This window comes from Streptomyces sp. NPDC054956 (assembly GCF_053609185.1).
This window is the reverse complement of sequence record NZ_JBSGXB010000052.1, coordinates 1-18,003: the sequence shown is the minus strand read 5'-3', so window position 1 is coordinate 18,003 and position 18,003 is coordinate 1. Positions and strand designations below refer to the sequence as shown.

17 protein-coding genes and 1 pseudogene are annotated in these 18,003 nt (G+C 72.9%); 11 read left to right on the top strand and 7 right to left on the bottom strand.

The features are described 5' to 3' along the window. The first annotated feature begins 136 nt into the window (after positions 1-136). The 3 genes from alr to ACWGDE_RS12185 are packed head-to-tail and all read left to right on the top strand — an operon-like array spanning position 137 to position 3,389. A complete protein-coding gene (gene alr, locus ACWGDE_RS12195) occupies positions 137-1,327 on the top strand; it encodes an alanine racemase (RefSeq protein WP_453388881.1) in 1,191 nt (396 codons plus the stop codon). Continuing rightward, positions 1,324-2,307: a D-alanine--D-alanine ligase family protein gene (locus ACWGDE_RS12190; RefSeq protein ID WP_453388880.1), complete on the top strand. Its 984-nt coding sequence runs from the start codon at positions 1,324-1,326 to the stop codon at positions 2,305-2,307. Before alr ends, ACWGDE_RS12190 begins: the two co-directional genes overlap by 4 nt. Continuing rightward, complete coding sequence (locus ACWGDE_RS12185; RefSeq protein ID WP_453388879.1) at positions 2,304-3,389, top strand: acyltransferase family protein; 1,086 nt, start codon at positions 2,304-2,306, stop codon at positions 3,387-3,389. The genes ACWGDE_RS12190 and ACWGDE_RS12185 overlap by 4 nt, the downstream gene beginning before the upstream one ends. 6 nt (positions 3,390-3,395) lie before the next feature. Here ACWGDE_RS12185 and ACWGDE_RS12180 read toward each other — a convergent pair whose 3' ends face one another. Continuing rightward, positions 3,396-4,451: a helix-turn-helix domain-containing protein gene (locus ACWGDE_RS12180; RefSeq protein ID WP_453388878.1), complete on the bottom strand. Its 1,056-nt coding sequence runs from the start codon at positions 4,449-4,451 to the stop codon at positions 3,396-3,398. Between the two features lie 350 nt (positions 4,452-4,801). Between ACWGDE_RS12180 and ACWGDE_RS12175 the strand changes: the two genes are divergently transcribed. Further along, positions 4,802-5,341 carry an ArsR/SmtB family transcription factor gene (locus ACWGDE_RS12175; protein ID WP_453388877.1) on the top strand — a complete coding sequence of 180 codons (540 nt, stop codon included), beginning with the start codon at positions 4,802-4,804 and terminating at the stop codon, positions 5,339-5,341. Further along, entirely contained in the window at positions 5,338-6,642 is a 1,305-nt protein-coding gene (locus ACWGDE_RS12170) for an MFS transporter (RefSeq protein WP_453388876.1), read from the top strand. The genes ACWGDE_RS12175 and ACWGDE_RS12170 overlap by 4 nt, the downstream gene beginning before the upstream one ends. 53 nt (positions 6,643-6,695) lie before the next feature. Here ACWGDE_RS12170 and ACWGDE_RS12165 read toward each other — a convergent pair whose 3' ends face one another. After that, entirely contained in the window at positions 6,696-6,818 is a 123-nt protein-coding gene (locus tag ACWGDE_RS12165) for a hypothetical protein (RefSeq protein WP_453388875.1), read from the bottom strand. A gap of 121 nt (positions 6,819-6,939) precedes the next feature. Then, positions 6,940-7,362, bottom strand: coding sequence for a hypothetical protein (locus ACWGDE_RS12160; RefSeq protein ID WP_453388874.1), 423 nt, complete (start codon positions 7,360-7,362; stop codon positions 6,940-6,942). A gap of 67 nt (positions 7,363-7,429) precedes the next feature. Between ACWGDE_RS12160 and ACWGDE_RS12155 the strand changes: the two are divergent. The 3 genes and pseudogenes from ACWGDE_RS12155 to ACWGDE_RS12145 all read left to right on the top strand — a co-directional run bounded on the left by ACWGDE_RS12155 (position 7,430) and on the right by ACWGDE_RS12145 (position 11,037). Then, positions 7,430-8,360, top strand: a pseudogene (locus tag ACWGDE_RS12155) (aldo/keto reductase). Continuing rightward, positions 8,357-8,842: a hypothetical protein gene (locus ACWGDE_RS12150; RefSeq protein ID WP_453388873.1), complete on the top strand. Its 486-nt coding sequence runs from the start codon at positions 8,357-8,359 to the stop codon at positions 8,840-8,842. Before ACWGDE_RS12155 ends, ACWGDE_RS12150 begins: the two are co-directional and overlap by 4 nt. Positions 8,843-9,105: 263 nt before the next feature. Then, positions 9,106-11,037 (top strand): DUF2264 domain-containing protein, encoded by a 1,932-nt coding sequence (locus ACWGDE_RS12145; RefSeq protein ID WP_453388872.1) that lies wholly within the window; start codon positions 9,106-9,108, stop codon positions 11,035-11,037. A gap of 327 nt (positions 11,038-11,364) precedes the next feature. On the opposite strand, the gene ACWGDE_RS12140 is transcribed toward ACWGDE_RS12145, so the two are convergent. Beyond that, positions 11,365-11,835, bottom strand: a complete 471-nt coding sequence (locus ACWGDE_RS12140) for a flavodoxin family protein (RefSeq protein WP_453388871.1) — start codon at positions 11,833-11,835, stop codon at positions 11,365-11,367. Positions 11,836-12,004: 169 nt separating this feature from the next. Continuing rightward, entirely contained in the window at positions 12,005-12,370 is a 366-nt protein-coding gene (locus tag ACWGDE_RS12135) for an iron chaperone (protein WP_453388870.1), read from the bottom strand. A 415-nt stretch (positions 12,371-12,785) separates the two neighbouring features. Between ACWGDE_RS12135 and ACWGDE_RS12130 the strand changes: the two genes are divergently transcribed. Next, on the top strand, positions 12,786-13,580 hold the full coding sequence (locus ACWGDE_RS12130; protein WP_453388869.1) for an alpha/beta fold hydrolase: 795 nt from the start codon (positions 12,786-12,788) through the stop codon (positions 13,578-13,580). Between the two features lie 74 nt (positions 13,581-13,654). Here the strand turns inward: ACWGDE_RS12130 and ACWGDE_RS12125 are convergent, their stop codons facing one another. Both ACWGDE_RS12125 and ACWGDE_RS12120 read right to left on the bottom strand, forming a co-directional pair. Next, a complete protein-coding gene (locus ACWGDE_RS12125) occupies positions 13,655-14,383 on the bottom strand; it encodes an RICIN domain-containing protein (protein WP_453388868.1) in 729 nt (242 codons plus the stop codon). Continuing rightward, positions 14,380-14,832 (bottom strand): hypothetical protein, encoded by a 453-nt coding sequence (locus tag ACWGDE_RS12120; protein WP_453388867.1) that lies wholly within the window; start codon positions 14,830-14,832, stop codon positions 14,380-14,382. The genes ACWGDE_RS12125 and ACWGDE_RS12120 overlap by 4 nt, the downstream gene beginning before the upstream one ends. Positions 14,833-15,104: 272 nt before the next feature. Here ACWGDE_RS12120 and ACWGDE_RS12115 point away from each other — a divergent pair, with 272 nt between their 5' ends. Further along, entirely contained in the window at positions 15,105-16,157 is a 1,053-nt protein-coding gene (locus ACWGDE_RS12115) for an aldo/keto reductase (RefSeq protein ID WP_453388866.1), read from the top strand. Between the two features lie 205 nt (positions 16,158-16,362). Next, positions 16,363-18,003: alpha/beta fold hydrolase (locus ACWGDE_RS12110; protein ID WP_453388865.1), on the top strand; the 1,641-nt coding region annotated here is incomplete at its 3' end.

Here is an 18,003-nt window from a genome sequence, read left to right as displayed (position 1 = left end):
CGGTCACGTGGCGACCGCGCATCGAATGCCCATCAAAGGGATGTGATGCCTGTTCGATACAAATGGGTCATCCATGGAGAGGCGGCTGATACCCGGCGGAGGCCGGGCCGATGCCCGCGCGGCCCAGGCTGGCCCGGTGAACGAAGAACGCGCCCGTCCCGTCCTCACCGTCGACCTGGCGGCCGTCGCGGCCAACACCCGCCGTCTCGGCGAGCGGACCCGCGCCGAGCTGATGGCCGTGGTCAAGGCCGACGGGTTCGGGCACGGGGCCGTGGACGTGGCCCGGACCGCCCTGGCCCACGGAGCCTCCTCCCTCGGGGTGGCCACCGTGGAGGAGGCCCTCGTACTGCGCGGGGCCGGCCTGACCGCACCCGTGCTGAGCTGGCTGAACTCCCCGCACGCCGACCTGGCCCCGGCGGTCCGGGCGGGGATCGAGCTCGCCGTGCCCGGTCCGGAACACCTGCGCGCCGCGGCCGAGGCCGCGCTCGCCTCCGGCCGGCCGGCCCGGATCCACCTGCACGTCGACTCCGGAATGGCCCGGGGCGGAGCGGCCCCCGCCGACTGGGCGCCGCTGTGCACACGGGCCGCCGCCCTGGAACGGGCCGGCCGGATCCGCGTCGTCGGCGTCATGGGCCACCTGGGCTGCGCCGACACCCCCGGGGACCCGCACAACGCGGAGGGCCGGCGCCGGTTCACCGCGGCCGTGGCCACCGCCCGGGAGGCCGGGCTGGCGCCCCGCCACCGGCACCTGGCCGCCACCGCCGCGCTGCTCAACGACGTACGGACCCACGGTGACCTGGTCCGGGCCGGCGCCGGGCTGTACGGCATCGACCCGACGGGCACCGCCGGCCTGCGGTGGGCCATGACCCTGACGGCGCCGGTCCTCACCGTCCGCGACGTCCCCGCCGGAACGCCGGTCGGCTACGGCCACACCTGGACCGCGGAACGCCCCACGCGCCTGGCCCAGGTCCCCCTCGGGTACGCCGACGGGCTGCCGCGCACGACCTCGGGCCGGGCCGAAGTCCTCGTACGCGGACGGCGCCGGCCGGTCGTCGGACGGATCTCCATGGACCAGATCGTCGTCGACGTGGGCGAGGAGCCGGTGCGGTCCGGCGAGGTCGTCACCCTGCTGGGGCCCGGCGCGGGCGGCGAGCCGACAGCCTGCGACTGGGCGGGCTGGGCCGGCACCCTCCCGCACGAGATCCTCGCCACCCTCGGCGCCGGCAGCCGCACCGTGCGCCGCGTGCTTCCCGCTCCCCGAACCCACCGCCCCCGTACCCACCACGCAACCGACCTCCGCCCCCTCGTCCAGGAGACCCGCGCATGAACCCCGCCCCGTCCACCACCGACCTCCCCCTCCGCGTCGCCGTCGTCGGCGGCGGCCAGAACTGCGAACACGAGGTGGGACTGGCCACGGCCGCGGCCGTCCGCTCCGCACTGCCCGCCGACCGGTACACCGCCGTGGAGATCACGATCGGCCCCGACGGCACCTGGCACGGACCTGACGGCCGGCCCTTCCCCGACGGCCCGACCGGTGCGATGCGCCTGCTGTCCTCGTGCCAGGTCGTCTTCCCCGCCGTGCACGGCCCGCGCGGCGAGGACGGCACGCTCGCCGCGTGGTGCGAGCTGGCCGGACTGCCGTACGTCGGCTCCGGCGTGCGGGCCGGGGCGCTCGCGATGGACAAGCGGGCCACCAAGCTGCTGGCCGGGGAGGCGGGGATCGCCACCGCCCGGTCGGTCACCGTCACCCGGCCCGGCGAGGCCGCGCCACTGCCGCTCCCCGTGGTGGTCAAGCCCGTCGCCGCCGGGTCCAGCCACGGCGTGAGCCGGGTCGACGCACCGGGGGAGTACGGGCCCGCCGTGGCGGCGGCGCTCGCGCTGGACCAGCGGGTGCTGGTCGAGGAGTTCGTCGAAGGCCGCGAGGTGGACGTCGCCGTCCTGCGGCGGGCCGACGGCACCCTGCTCGCCGGACCCGCGCTGGAGATCGTCACCCCGCCCGGCGCCCTCTTCGACACCACGGGGAAGTACGACGGATCCGCCGACTTCCGGGTCCCCGCCGACCTGGCCCCGGCCGACCGGGAGGCCCTGGAACGCGCGGCGCTCACCCTCTTCGAGACGGTGGGCTGCGAGGGCACCGCACGCTTCGACTTCTTCCTCGACGGCTCGCGGATCGTCCTCAACGAGGTCAACACCATGCCGGGGATGACGGCCGAATCGCAGGTCCCGAAGATGTTCGCCGCGGCCGGTCTGGACTACCCCGAGCTGCTGGCCGAACTCGTCGAGGGTGCCCTCCTGGCCGTCCGATGAGCCGCATCACCCGGCTGGACGCGCTGCGCGGGCTGGCCGTCCTCCTGGTGATCGTCCGGCACGCGGCGCCGGACGCCGCCCCCGGAGCGGGGGTGGTCGGGATCGTCATGTTCTTCACCCTCAGCGGCCACCTGATCACCGGATCGCTGCTGCGGGAACTGGACGCCACCGGGCGGATACGCCTGCGCGCCTTCTCCTACCGTCGGGCCGTTCGCCTGCTGCCCGCCCTGGTCGTACTCGTGGCGGGACTCGCCCTCGTCACGCTCGTCCTCGACCCCCTGGGCGACCGCGCAGCGCTCGGCCGGACCCTGGCCGTCGCCCTCACCTACACGGCCGATCTGCCCGTCTCCCTCGGCAGCGAATCGATCTTCCACCTGTGGACCCTGGCCGTGGAGCAGCAGTTCTACCTGCTGTGGCCGCCCCTGCTGGCCTGGGCCTGGTACCGCCGCAGGACCACCTTCCTGGTCCTCGGCACGCTCGCCGTGCTCACCGTCGCGGCGAGCGGCATCACCCTGTACCTCGGCCCCGATTTCGACCGGGCCTACCGCTGGCCCACCTCCTGGGCGGGCGCGCTGCTGACCGGCGCGGCCGCGTACGTGATCGCGTACCGGCGAGGGGCGTCGGCGGGGACCTCCGCACACGCCCGGCCGCGGCGTGGCACGCTCCCGCCCTCCGTCCGCACGGCACCGGCCGCCATCGCGTTCGTGCTCCTCGTCGCGGCGTCACTGGTCCCCTGGCGGTCCTTCTCGGTCACCTATCCGTGGGCGGGGCTGCTGTTCGCGGCCCTCACCGCCGTCGTGCTCCACCACTGGGCGGGGGACACGGCACCCGCGGGACGGGCCCTGACCGGTCTGGCCCGGCTGGGCACGATCTCGTACGCCGCCTACCTCTGGAACTATCCGCTGACGCTGTGGCTGCGCCCCTGGCACCCGGTCGCCGGACCGGCCCTGGCGGTCTTCCTCACCCTCGTCCTCGCGACGGCCAGCTGGTTCCTCGTCGAACGCCCCGTCACCCGCCGCTGTCGGGGGCGCGCCCCGAAGCCCGCGGACCGCGGGCGGCATCGCGTAGGAGGGTCGGCGTAGCCGCCGTTACGCGGTCTCCGGCGGCGGGTCCGACGCGCCCCGCCGGCGCAGGGCGCCGGGCGTGGTGCCGTACCAGCGGTGGACCGCCCGGCGCAGGGCGCGCGCGTCGGCGTAACCGCTGCGCGCGGCGATCGAGTCGACGCTGAGGTCGGTGTCGTGGAGCAGCCGCGTGATGTGGTCCCGCCGTACGGTCTCGACCTCGGTGCTCCACGTGGTGCCGTGTTCGTCGAGGCGGCGCTGGAGGGTTCGCGGACTCAGGGCCATGCGCCGCGCCACCGCGGCCAGCGTGGGAGTGCCTTCGTCGTGGGCGGAGACCAGGGCGGTGCGGAAGAGGTCCGTCCAGTCGTGCAGCGGTAGCGCGCTGGAGAGGGTCTGCTCGGCGTGTCTTCGCAGCACGGCCGACAGGCCGGGCTGGGCGTGGGGTGTCGGGGCGCCCAGGTCGCAGGCGCGGAAGGTGATCGAGCTGGCCGCGGCTTCGAACTCGATGGAGCGGGTGCCGTAGAGCTCGGTGAGAGCGCGGTGCCGGCGGGGTGCCTTCGCGGCCAGGGAGACGTGGAGGGGTACGAGGCTTCGTTGCGCGGCTTCGCCGAGCCGCCGCCGGTACAGGCCGAGCGCGTAGCCGCGTATGCCGCAGGCCGCCTCGTAGGCCACATCGGCCTCGTTGACGTGACTGATGGTGACCCGGTCGCCGTCCTCCGAGATCCGGAGGTTGTCCGTGCGGGGGTCGGCGACGGCGGCGAAGTAGGCCGAGGCGTCACGTATCCCCTCGAGCGGTGTGGGCGCGGAGGTGATCAGGTAGTCCCATACGCCGAGGGTGCCGATGCTCGACTGCTGAGCCAGCATCACGGACATCTCGGTCCAGTCGGCGTGCACGGTCGTGAGCTCCGCGATGCGGATGCTCGTGGCGGTGGGAGTCCGGCACAGGTCGTCGTTGAGGTGCTCGGGAGCCATGCCCAGCAAGTGCGCGTATCCCTGCGGAGGTATGCCGAGCAGCCGTGCGACGTTGACGCTGAGGCGGGCGAGGGCGGAGGAAGTTGTCCCCTGATGTGCGTGCGAGACCACAGGGGCGAAGCATAGACCAGCGTGAAATACCAGGTCATCGACGGGGTTCGGGGCCCGATGCCCCCATCCTGACGCGGAGGGTCCCCCTGTGGCGCGTTCGGTCCCCTTGCTGTCGTGTGCGGTCATGGGCCGGGTGATCTTCTCGGCCATACCGTGGTGATCGTTCTCGCGTGGTGCCGAAGGCCCCGGAGACACCAGCTGGAGCGGAGCCCCCCACGGGGGTGGGGGCCCGCGTCCGGCCGCACGCGCGCCGATGTGCCGCGCGGCGCACGACAGTTGGACTCTCCGATTCCGGAACCCGGAGGGGAAAAGCTCTTGCCTAATGGTCAAGAAGTGTTGACCATTGGCTCATGCCTACCGACGATCTTCCCGGGACGTTCCACGTCACCACCGACGAGCAACTGCGCGCCGTCTCCAACCTCACCCGCCACCGGATCATGGCCGTGCTCCGCTTCGAGCCCGCGACGATCACGCAGATCGCCGAACGCGTGGGCCTCGCGAAGGGGAGTTCCAGCTACCACGTACGGCTCCTGGAGCGGGCCGGCCTGGTGAAGGTCGTACGGACGCGCAAGGTCCGGGGGGTCACCGAGCGGTACTACGCGATGGCCGCGCGGGCGATCGTGCTGCCGGATCCGGGCGAGGGCGCGCCGGACGTGCTGATGCGGCATGCGGTGGCGGACCTGGAGGCGGCGCCGAAGGACGGCGAACGGCACGTGGGGATGATGCATCTGCGGCTCACCGAGGAGCAGTTCGCGGAGCTGGGGGCGCGGCTGCAGGAACTGGCGCTCGAGTACCGGGAACTGTCCGACCCGTCGCTGCCGGACACGTCCTTCGTCTTCGCGCTCTTCCACCCGGCGCACCGCGTCCAGACCGAAGGAAACGCCAAGTGACCACAGACATCAAGAAGTTGCCGACCGGGTTCGGACGGCTGTGGACGGCCCAGACGGTGTCCTCGCTCGGTGACGGCGTCATGCATGCCGCACTGCCGCTGCTCGCACTGACGCTGACGCGCGATCCGATGGCGCTCGCCGTCGTCACGGCCGCCGGAACGCTGCCGTGGCTGCTCTTCGGAGTGCTCGGCGGTGCGCTCGTGGACCGCTGGGACCGCCGGCGCACGATGTGGGTCACGGACGCGGCACGCGCGGTACTGCTCGCGGTACCGGCGGCCGCGGCCGCGCTCGACGTGCTCAGCATTCCCCTGCTCGCGGCCGTCGCCTTCCTGCTCAGCCTCGGCGGACTCTTCTTCGACACGGCCGCCACGGCCTATCTGCCGGATCTGCTCGGACGCGAACCCGCGCTCCTGGAGCGAGCCAACTCCCGCCTGCGCGGCACCCAGACCGCCGCCTCCGGCTTCGTAGGACCGCCCGCCGGCAGTGCCCTGCTCGCGCTCGGCCGGGCGGTTCCGCTGCTCGCCAACGCGGTCTCGTTCGCGCTCTCGGCGTTCCTCGTACGGTCGCTGCCCGCCGTACCCCGGCCCGTACCGCAGGCCCGTGAGTCGCTGCTGCGGCAGGCGCGCGCCGGTGCCTCGTACGTGTTCCGGGACCGGCTGCTGCTCGGACTCGCGCTGCGTCCGGCGGTCGGGAACATCGCCTTCGTCGCCATGGAAACCGTCCTCGCGCTCTTCGCCCACGACCGGCTCGGCATCGGCACCTTCGGCTTCGGCCTGCTCCTCACGGCGGAGGCCACCGGCGGTCTGCTCGGCGCGGGCATCGCCTCCTTCCTCGGCCGGCGGCTCGGCACCGGCGCCGCGCTCACCTGCACGGCCGCGGTCGAGGGACTCGCCATCCTGGGCCTCGCCGCCGCCCCGAACCCGTACGTCGCAGGCCTCGCCCTCGCCGTCTGCGGAGCGGGCGTGGGCGCCACGATGGTGCTCGCCCCCTCCCTCCGGCAGACGGTCGTCCCCGCCCACCTGATGGGCCGGGTCACCTCCACCTCCCGCATGCTCGGCATGTGCGCCGCCCCGTTCGGCGCCTTCCTCGGCGGCTGGCTCGCCACGGCGTACGACGTGCGCACCCCGCTCTACACCGCCGCCGGCCTCCTCCTCACGATGACCGCGGTCACGTCGACCATGACCAGCAACCGCCGGGTCGAGGCGGCCCTGCGCGCCGCGGCCGCCCCCGCCCCCGCCGATGAGCCGGAATCCCGGGATGCCGTGCAGGAGAGCGCCGTTCAGGGCTCCGCGAGCTCGTAGAGCCGGCGCCGAGCGGTCGGCCGGTCCCGGAGTGCTCGGGGGCCGACGTGAGGTCAGGCGGAAGCGGCTCGGAGGAGGGTCTCGGCCGCGGCGGTGCGGGCGTAGAGGACGGAACGGCCGGCCCGGTGGGAGCTGACCGGGCCCGCTCCGCGCAGTGCGGTGAGGTACTGGGACACCCCGGCGGGGGAGAGCCCGGTGCGGTGAAGGCCGAGGGGATCAGCAGCAGCCCCGTGCCCGCCGTCGGACGGGTCAGCGGCTGCTTTCGGCCGGACATCCGCAGCGCGTTGTCGCCCCAGCTCAGCGACGTGTGCAGGGTGTTGAGGAGATGGCCGGCGCCGTGCTCGGCGGCCAGCCGGGCCCGGCAGAGGACGTCCGCGTCCAGGACGGCCCGGATGCCAGGTCCTGGCGTACGCGGTCGGCGGGTGAGGACAGGATCGCGTCCCGCTCCTCCGCCGGAGTGGGGGCAGGCCCGGCGGGGGCGGGGTTGAGGAAGTCGGGCACGTAGCCCGTGGGCGGGATGAGCTCGCGGAGCCGGCCCCGGTCCAGCCCGGCGGCCACCATACGGGGCCTCACCTGGTCGGCCCGGCGCTGGTGGACCGGATGCGCGGCGGCGGAACCCAGCAGCCGGAAGGTGGGCGCGACCTCCCACATCGGCGAGACGGCGAACCGCACCCGTGCCAGATCGCCCGCCGAGAACACCAGCTCTGCCAGAGCGACCACTCTTCAATGGATTCGGGCATGTGTGAATCAATGGCGGCCCAGCCTGGCGTGCGGAGATCATCCAGCCATGACCTCACAGACGATCGGCGCAGCGGCAGCGGGCACTTGGGAACTCGGTGACCGAACGGTCAACCGGATCGGCTTCGGCGCGATGCGCCTGCCGCAGCACGGCGAGGCGTTCGCGGCCGACGCCGTACCGCGCGACCGCGACCAGGCGATCGGCGTACTGCGCCGCGCGGTCGAGCTCGGCGTGAACCACATCGACACCGCCGCGTTCTACTTCTCACGACTGCGCTCGGCCAACGAGCTGATCAACCAGGCGCTGGCCCCCTATCCGGACGACCTCGTCATCACCACCAAGGTCGGACCGGGCCGCGACCCCTCGGGCCAGTGGCTGCGCCGACCCCGGTCAGCTGCGCGGCCAGGTCGAGGAGAACCTGCGCCAGCTCGGCCGCGACCACCTCGACGTGGTGAACCTGCGCATCGTCGGCACCGACTCGATCGCCGAACGCTTCGGCGCACTCGCCGAACTGCGCGAGGCGGGACTCGTCCGCCACCTGGGCCTGTCCAACGTCCGCCCCCACCACCTCGCCGAGGCCCGGGCCATCGCGCCGGTGGTCTGCGTCCAGAACATGTACGGCATCGGCGCATCGACCGAGCAGCAGGAGTTCCTGCGCGTCTGCGGGGAGCAGGGCGTCGCGTTCGTGCCGTTCTACTCGATCGCCGGCACGGGGCGCACCGCCGGCGCGACCACCGACCACAGCCGGGAGGTGCGGACCATCGCCCGCGCCCACGGAGTGAGCGCGGCCCAGATCCGCCTGGCGTGGACGCTGCACCAGGGCTCCCACGTCCTGGCCATCCCCGGCACCGGCGACCCCGACCACCTCGCCCAGAACATGGCCGCCGGCTCCCTGCACTTGACGGAGGAAGACCTCACCACCCTGAACCCCGTCCACCACGACACGGCCATCGGGGAGCCCGGCAGGATGGGGGTGTGAGCGATCTGCTGTGGGACGACGCGAAGTGCTTCTTCGACCCGGACCTGATGGGGGCGCTGCCGGACGTGAGTGTCCCCGGCGCCTCGGTCGAGGACTGGCAGGCGGTCCTCGATCTCGTCGGGGCGAGGGGGTGGCGGTGCCAGTACTCGGAAGGCGAGACGGTGCTGCCGCTGCCCCGTGCGCAGACCGTACTGTCCCGCCCGGCGGACGCCGAGTGCCCCGAACTGCGGGTCTGGTTCGCTCCCGACGCTCTGGCGATCTTCAGGTTCCTCGACGACGACGAGATCGACTTCGACGTCGACCTGAGGGAGTTGCATGGCCAGGAGCGACTCGATCTGTTCTGCGGCTTCCTGGGGGAGATCGGGCGACACTTGGGCAAGGCCGTCCTGATGGAATCGGAGGGCGGTCACGGCCATCCGGTGCTCGGCTTCGATGTCGAAGCCGATCGGGTCGCCCTACTGGCCGGTCCCCCGATCGCGTGAGGACGGCCGCGGCTGCGGCGAGGAGCAGCCGAGTCGCCTGGCGAACTCCGCTGATCCCCCGCAGGGTTCGGCCAATTCGCGCAGGTCGCCCGCCACGATCTCACCGCAACAGCCTTCGGTGCACGCCGCCTCGGCCAGCTCCACCTCGTGTGGCGGCCTCCGCCGAGCAGGGCATCCGGATGCGGGAAGCGATCGTTCGATCGGTTCGGGCGGCTTCGATCTGATCGCTTGACCCGATGCGGTCATTCGATCAATATCCCCGCATGAGCCTTCCCGGACTGCCCTGCGAAGAGCGTGAGTTGAGCCCGTACACCGGCTACACCCGCGCCCACTGGGAGGCGGTCGCCGACGGGCTGCTGCGGGCGGCCTGGCGGTGGGCCACGCCGGGCGGGGCCCTGCTCGATCTGCCGGGACGGGCCTCCGCCTCCGGGGTGCGTTCGGACGGGCTCGAGGGGTACGCCCGTACCTTCCTCGCCGCCGCGTTCCGGGTGGCCGGCGCCGGCGGAGAGGACCCGAACGGCTGGCTGGAGCGGTACGCGGCAGGGCTGGCCGCGGGGACACGGACCCCCGGCCGTGACGATGAGGAGTCCTGGCCGGTCATCCGCGACGTGCACGTCCAGGGTCAGCCGATGGTCGAGTCGGCCTCCGTGGCCCTCGGACTCCGGCTGACCCGGCCGTGGTTGTGGGACCGGCTCGACAGCGCCGTGCAGGACCGGACCGAGGAGTGGCTGCGGGGCGCACTGCGCCACGTACCCGCCCCGAACAACTGGTACCTCTTCCCCTTCACCGTGGCCGGTTTCCTGGAGTCCGTCGGCCGCGGAGACGAGGAGACGGCCCGGGCCCGCCGCCGCGCCTCGCGCCTTCTTGAGGGCTGGTACGAAGGCCAGGGCTGGTACGCCGACGGCGACGGCCGGTCCTTCGACCACTACAACGGCTGGGCCCTGCACCTGTATCCGCTGCTCGACGCCCATCTCGCCGACCCCGCGCACCGCGCGGCCCCGTACGGAGACCGGCTACGGGCCCACCTGGACGGCTTCTCCCTGCTCTTCGGTGCGGACGGGGCGCCGATCCACTTCGGGCGCTCCCTCACCTACCGGTTCGCCGCCGCGACCGCCGTCGGACTCGGCTCGGTCACCGGCAACACCCCACTCGGACCCGGCACTTCGCGCCGCCTGCTCAGCGGATCGCTGCGCTACTTCCTCGACCGCGGCGCCGTCGGCGGCGACGGCCTGCTGAGCCTCGGCTGGCACGGCCCGCACGAAGCCACTCTGCAGCCCTACTCCGGCCCCGCGTCCCCCTATTGGGCGTCCAAGGCGTTCGTCTGTCTGCTGGCGCCGGCGACGCATCCGCTGTGGACGGCGACCGAGGGGGCCGCACCCAGCGAGGGCCCGGACCGGGCGCTCGCGCTGACCGCGCCGGGCCTCCTGGTGCAGAGCACCCGCGCCGACGGGATCGTACGCCTGCACAACCACGGCAGCGACCACGTCGGGCCGGACGATCCGGAAGCGGCCGCGGACGAGGACCCCCTCTACGGTCGCCAGGCCTACTCGACCCGCACGGGGCCCACCGCGCGCGGCAACATCCCCGACAACCACCTCGCCGTGGTGGCGGCGGGCGGCGTCCGCAGCGTACGGCGACGCATCCACCCGATGGGGGCCGGCCAGGGGGAGGGCTGGGGCTGGGCCGCCTCCTGGCACCGGCCGGTCTTCCCGCGCGGCGCGCCCGCGCTCCCCGGCCTGCGCGTGGAGAGCGTCACCGTCGTCCGGGGCCGGCTCGAACTGCGCGTGCACCGGGTGCACGGAGCCCCGTACGGCGCCCGCGTGGAACAGACCGGCTGGGCCACGGGCCCGGGGGAGCCGCTGAGTTCGGGGCTCCACCCGCTGCACGGCTGGGACGGGGCGGCGGAGGAGGTCAGGGCGCCCGCCGGGACCGCCTTCACCCCGTGGGCGCGCATGCCGCGCCTCGTGTCCGAGGCGGTCGTCGGCGCCACCCCGCCGGAGGTGTCCCTTCACGCGGCCTTGGCCACGCTCACGGGGGAGGCGGAGCCGGCTCCCCTCGCGACGGCGGCCGCCGTCGTGCGGGCGGACGCCGACGCGATCGAGGTGCGGTGGGCGGACGACGGATCCCTGACCCGGATCGCCTTCGAGCCCTTCGCGGTGGAGCACGCGCCGGGATCCGGCGGGGGGAACGGATGACGGCGCGGGAGTCGCCTCGGCCACTGGTGGCCGGCCGGGCTCGACTTCCTCGCGGTCACCGAGAGTGCGGGACGGCGCGATCGACCGGCACCTGGACGCCGTCCACGAGGCCGGAGGGCTCTGCGTCGCGGTCCACCCGCATGCCCGTACCCCTCGGGCACCTTCCTGTCCTCCTACCAGGGCTTCGAAGCGGTCGAGGTGTGGAACGGGCAGTGGACCTCGGACGTGCCGTGGCAGGCGGACAACGAGGCCGCCCTCGCCGAATGGGGACGCTCCGCGGCCGCCGCCGCCCTGCCGGGACCTCGTCCGGGCAGAGCGCCCGTCGCCTCAGGACACCCGGCCCCGCCCGTCCCGCAGCCGTTCGGCGAACGCGTGCGCGGCGGCCAGGTCGCCGGAGTGCGGCCGCTGCTTGTTGAGGCCGCCGACGAGCTTGAAGGGCGCCCAGGTGTCGAACGCACGGCACGAGAAGGTCCCGTCCACCTCGAAACCCTTGCTTTCGAGGATCCGGACCAGGGGGCGGGTGAAGGGCGCGAACGCCACCTCGGGGAGCCCGCTCGTGGCGAAGACGAACGCCCGGCCCCGGCTGCGGGGAAGTGCCCCGGCGAAGTCCGTGAGGCTCCGGTGGAGCCTGCTGTGGAAGACGCCCGAGCCGAATCCCACGAGGTCGGCGCCGGCCAGCTCCGCCGGGTCGGCCTCTTCGGGGGAGATCACCTTCGCGCCCAGTACCTTGGCCATGGCCTCGGCGACACGACGCGTATTGCCGTGCGACACGGAGGCGCACACGATGACGCTCTTCATCCTGACGGTCCCTTCTCTCGCTGTCCGTAGCGAGGACCGCGCAGCGGCGCCGAATGTGACACCGCGCGGGTGTCACGGCGGCACGTGGTCCGGGGACAGCCGTGCGCCCCGGCCGTGAGGACCGCCGGGGGCGGCGCGGAGACGGCGGCGGAGACGGCGCGGACGGCCGTCAGCAGACCTTGCCCGGTGCGGCCGCCGTGGCGCGCAGCAGATCCCGGACGAGCACGAAGTCGATCTTCTCCGGCTTGCGGAAGCGCAGGCACCCCTTGCCCATGTCATGGCCCGCCAGCCGCTCCGCGAAGGCCTCGCGGACGTCGCCGCGCATCAGGTAGAAGGAGATGTACTGCTTCTGGCTCGCGAAGCCGATCTCCCCGACGCCGTCCCGCTCGTAGCCGGGCATCCCGTACGCCATGACCTCGGTGAACCCCGTGAGCTCCGCGCGGCACAGCTCGCGCAGCCGGGTCAGAGCCGCCCTGCGCTCCTCGGGCACCTCGGCGAGGTAGCCGTCCACGTCTTCCGCCCGGCTTTGCACCATGCCCCGAGCGTAAGGGAAGCGGGCCGTGGACCGGCTCCCCGAACACGCCGGAGCGGCGAGAGAGGCCCCGGGGCCGGCGGCCGCTACAGGCCGGCGAAGAACCCGGTCAGCACGGGGGCGAGGACGTGCGGGTCGACCGCTGAAGTCGCGCGCCGGCAGGGAGGCGAGCGGTGCGTGCCGCACCCGGGTCATCAAGGTGCCGCCGATGGGGATCAGTACCGGGCTCACGTCGCTGCCGTGCCGCTCGGCGGCGATCGCCGTGCCGTGGCCGACGCGATTCATACAACCGTCTTGTACAAGTGTCATAGACGCTTGTACGGTTGCTTCAGCAGCCCGCACCAACCGCACAACCCGAACCGCCCGCACCGCTCGTGAAGCCCGTGAAACTCGTAACGATAAAAGGGGAACTCCCGTGATGTCCGTAGCCCAGCCCACCCGCGCCACCCTGACCGTCGACGGCCGCGCCCTGTCCTACCTGGACTTCGGCGGCACCGGCCGCCCGCTCCTCGCGCTGCACGGCCACCTCTCCGAGGGCTCCTCCTTCACGGCCCTGGCCGCCGAGCTCGGCCCCGAATGGCGAGTGATCGCCCCCGACCAGCGGGGCCACGGCGACTCCGACCGCGCCGGGGACTACACCCGCGCCGGCTACCTCGCCGACCTGGTCGCCCTCCTCGCCCACCTCGGCATCGACCGGACCGTCGTCCTGGGCCACTCCCTCGGCGGGATCAACGGCTACCACCTGGCCGCCGAACACCCGGAGCTGGTCGAGGCCCTCGTCAACGTCGACGCCCCGGCCGACCTCCCCGACCACGGCACCAGCCCCCTCGCCTTCGTACTGAACTTCCCCTACTCGGCCCCCACCCGCGAGGAACTCCTCGCCGCCTGCGGTCCCCTCGCCCCCGCCGTCGCCCCGGCGCTGCGCCCCCTGCCCGATGGAGCCGGCTGGCGGCTGCCGTTCCACCCGGGGGACACCGTCGACTCCGAGAACCACGTCCACGGCGACCACTGGAAGCAGTGGCTGGCCACCGACTGCCCCGCCCTGCTGATCCACGGCCTCCGCAGCCAGGTCCTGCCCGCCGAGCAGGCCCAGGACATGGTCGGCCGCCGCCCCGGGACGTCGTACCGTCCCCTGGACACCGACCACTTCGTCGCCCTGGCCGATCCGGCGGGCTTCGCGGCCGCCGTGCGGGAGTTCCTCGCGGGAATCTGAACCGCCCGCCCCCGCATGCGCCGTACGGTGGGCGCCGGGTCGTCAGACCCGGCGGCCGGGGCGCGGGGGCAGGCTCAGGAGTCGAGGTGCCACCACTGGTCCTTGTACTCCTCGCCGCACGAAGCCTGCGTCGCGGGCCGGTCCGGGACGCGCCCCTGCACGACCAGGCACTTGGTGGTGCCGGTGTTGACCAGCGTGAAGTGCCCGGCCAACTCGCCCTTCCCCCAGAGCAGTTTCCAGTGCTGCCCGCCGTCCTCGGCGGTGCAGGCGAGCTGTCGGGCGGGGGTGAAGTTCTCCTGGCCGGAAACGGTCAGACAGCGGCCGCTCTGCCCGTTGCGCAGCGTGCGGGTGACGCCGCCGTCCTGCAGGGTCAGCGTCCAGGTCCGGTCCGCGGCGTCGGTACAGGTGTCCTGTACGGGGACGAGGCCGTCCTCGGTGCCGGGCACCCGCAGGCACAGCCCGCCGTCGTCGTTGACCAGCCGCCCGATGAGCACCGAGGAGTCTTCCCCGGCGGTGCCCGGTGCCGGTGTCGGTGTCGGTGCCGGTGCCGTGTTCGTGCGCGGGGGCCCGGCGGGCGGGGTGGCGGCCGCGCCGCCCGGGTCGCCGCCCATCCGGACCGCGATCACGACGGCCACGCACACCAGGGCGACCGCGCAGGCTGAGAGGATGCCGGTGCGGTGCTCGTGGAGGTTGACCTGGAGGTTCCGGCTGCCGTGCTGCACCCCGGCCGGGCCGCGGTACGTGTTCCCGCGGCGGTCGTCATCGCGCCGGTCGGTGTCCCCGGAGGGCTCGGAGCCCGTCACGGGCGGGCGTCGAACCGGTTCATCTGGACGTTGCCGTCCCCGTACTGGATGGCCGCCGACCCGAGGATCACGTTCCCGGAGGCACCTCCGGCGGCCGGGCGCACCGCCTCCGCGACCTCGGCGAGCAGTGCGTGGAGCTCCACGGCGACCGCGGCCCGCTCCTCCGGTTCCAACCGGTCCAGCAGGTCCTCGGTACGGGCCTGCCAGCCCGCGCCCTGCAACTCCTCGCGCCGGGCGCTCCGGGCCTCGTCCTCGTCCCGCGCGGCAGCAGCCAGTTCGGCCGCGGTCCGGTCCAGACGTCGCAGCTGGGCGGATTCCTCCGGCCCGTCCCCGCGCCCGAACAGCCGGGCCAGCCGCCCGCGGAACGCCATCCAGGCGTCGCTCCCCGCGGCCTGTACGACTCCCGAACCCACCGACGCCGCCAACGCGACCATCGCCTCGTCCAGCATGACGCTCCCCTCCGCCCCCGCGCAGTGCCGCAACGGTAGCCCCGTCCGCCGCGTCCGTGACACCCGTACGGACGCCCGGATCCGGACGAATTCCTCCCCGGTTCCCGGCCGCCGCGGGCGGTGCGGGCGGTGCGGCGCGTGGCGGGGCCGGCTTCGCCACCGGGGGCCGGCGTCGGCTGTTCCGCGGCTCCAACCACCTTGATCAGCACTTGCGTTGAAGTGCACTCCAGCGCATAGCGTCGGCCCCACGACCTGCGCGAAGGGGGAAGAACATGCGGTACACACTGTTCGGAAAGACCGGTCTGCGCGTGAGCGAGCTGAGCCTCGGCGCGATGACCATGGGCGACGACCTGAGCTGGGGCGCCGACCAGGAGACCAACGCCCGGATCGTCGACACGTACGCGGACGCGGGCGGCAACTTCATCGACACGGCGAACATCTACGGCGACGGAAGTTCGGAGCGGATCCTCGGCAAACTGCTCGAGGGGCGGCGCGACGAGTTCGTACTGGCCACCAAGTACACCTGCGGGACCCGCGACGGCGACGTCAACGCGGCGGGCAACCACCGCAAGAACCTGGTGCGTTCGGTGGAGGCCAGCCTCGAACGGCTGCGCACCGACCACCTCGACATCCTCTGGGTGCACGCACGCGACAACTTCACCCCGGTCGAGGAGGTGATGCGCGCGCTGGACGACCTCGTACGCACCGGCAAGGTGCTGTACGTCGGCGTCTCGGACTGGCCCGCCTGGGAGATCGCCCAGGCGAACACCCTCGCCGAGCTCCGGGGATGGTCCGCGTTCGCAGGTTCGCAGCTGCGCTACAACCTGCTGGAGCGAACCCCGGAACGCGAACTCCTGCCGCAGGCACGGGCGTTCGATCTCGCCGTGCTGGCCTGGGCGCCGCTGGCCGCCGGCAAGCTCACCGGCAAGTACCGCCGAGGCGAGGGAGGGCGGCTGGACGCCTGGGGCGTCAAGGCGTCCCCGGAGGAGGAAGAGATCATCAGCGTGGTCCTGGAGATCGCCGAGGAGGGCGGCTGGACCCCCGCCCAGGTGGCGCTGGCCTGGCTGCTGGGCCGCCCCGGCAACGTCGTTCCGATCATCGCGGCGACGAAGGAGAGCCAGCTCGTGGACAACCTCGGCTGCCTCGACGTCCGTCTCGACGCCGATGCGGTCGCGCGCCTCGACGGGGTGAGCGCCGTACCGCTCGGCTTCCCGCACGACTTCGTACGGGAACCGAACGTCGTCAAGACCATCTACGGCGACCGCTGGGACCGGATCGAGGACCGGCGCAGCACCTATCGCCGTACGGCCACCGACGTCCGCTAGGCGGCCCGGTCGAAGTGCCGATCCCCTGCTCCGGTCCCCGGAGCAGGGGGCATTCAGCCACAGTTCCGCCCTTGCGTTCGGGAAGTGCCGTTCATTCGTTCGGGTGGTCCTCCTGGAGTGGGTGGCCGACGTGATCACGCTGTCGGGAGCATGTCTCCGACACCTCGTCATCACCAGGCAGCACCTACGAAGGGCGGGCACAGCCATGTCAGTTGACAGCACCCCGGAGCAGCCGTTCGCGCACAGCGCCGACGACCTCGCCAAGCTGGAGGCGATCGGCCGGGCGTTGACGGAGCCGTCGCCGCGCCACATCGGCTCCCTGGACCAGTGGGGTCTGGCCGACACGTACGAGACGTACGCGGAGATCGCCACGTACCGGGAAGTCAAGATCGCCCTGTCGGACACGACCGTGCTCGATGCCGCACTGAGCGTCCCGCGCAATCTCGGGCCCGGACAGACCTGTCCCACGATCGTCATGCCCGCCCCGCTGAGCGACCTCGGCCGACTGGCCTATCTCGGCATGTTCCCGCGCTTAGCCCAGGGCGGCTACGCCGTCCTGGCCTACAGCCAGCGCGGGCTGGCCAAGTCCGGGGGCAAGATCCACGTCGCCGGGCCGCAGGACGTGACCGACGCGATCGAGGTCATCGACTGGCTGGTGGGCCGGGATGACGTCGACCCGGAGCGGATCGGCTTCTTCGGTGCCTCCTACGGAGCCGGGACGAGCCTCCTGGTGGCCGCGCGGGACCCCCGGATCAAGGCCGTTGCGGCGACCAGCGCTTGGGGAGACCTGTTCACCTCGCTCTACGAGAACGGCACCCGCCACCTGGCGGCCTTCGAGGCTCTGGTGAAGCTGTTCAAGGAGGAGAACTGCTCCGAGGAGTTCCTCGGCATCATCCAGAAGATCCGCGGCAATGACATCGACGACGAGGTCCGGGAGTTCGCCCGCGTACGGTCACCCAAGCACTACCTGGAGGCGTACAACAACGCCCAGACGCCGATCCTGATGACCACCGCCTGGCACGAGACGATCTTCTCGGTGCCCGGCGTCGTCGACCTGTTCACCGGCCTCCAGGGTCCCAAGTCGCTGCTCGTCCAGGTCGGCGACCACGGCAACGCGGAGCTTCCCGGCCTGATGGGCCTCGTCTCCAAGCGCACCGAGATGACCTACCGCTGGATGGACCACTACCTCGGCGGCAGCGCCGGCGACGGTGCGGAGCCGCGGTTCGGCATCCGCTCCGAGTACATGCACAACCTGTTGTCCGACGTGCGCCACCCCGACTGGGAGAGCTACGCACTGCCGACCAAGCACTTCCACCTCGGCGACGCGCCCGCCGGGGAGCGCGACGCGCGGATGGCCGAAGGCGTCGCACAGTCCGGCTGGACCCGCGCCGTCAAGGTCACCGGCGAGGACACCGAGGACACCCAGGCCGTCGTGGCCCCGAAGCTGATCCGGACCGGCCTGGCCGAGCGCGTCGGCCTGCCGCACGTCTACCCGACCGCCGACATCGACCGCGGGCGCGCGGCGATCTGGACCACCGCGCCGCTGGAGCGGGCGATGCAGGTCCGGGGCGACCTGGAGGTGCGGGTGACCGTGACCCCGCAGGAGAAGAGCGCCACCATCGTGGCGTACCTGTTGGACTGCAACGCGAGCACGGGCAAGGCCGCCATCATCACCAACGCCCCGTACACCCTCACCAACGAGGGGGCGGGCCAGGCCACCACCGTCACCTTCGCCCTGCAGCCCGCGCACTACGTCCTGGCCAAGGGGCGGAAGCTCCAGCTGATCATCGACGCCCAGGACCCGTTCTTCGCGGGCGCCAACCCGGCGCCGTCCGCGATCGAGTTC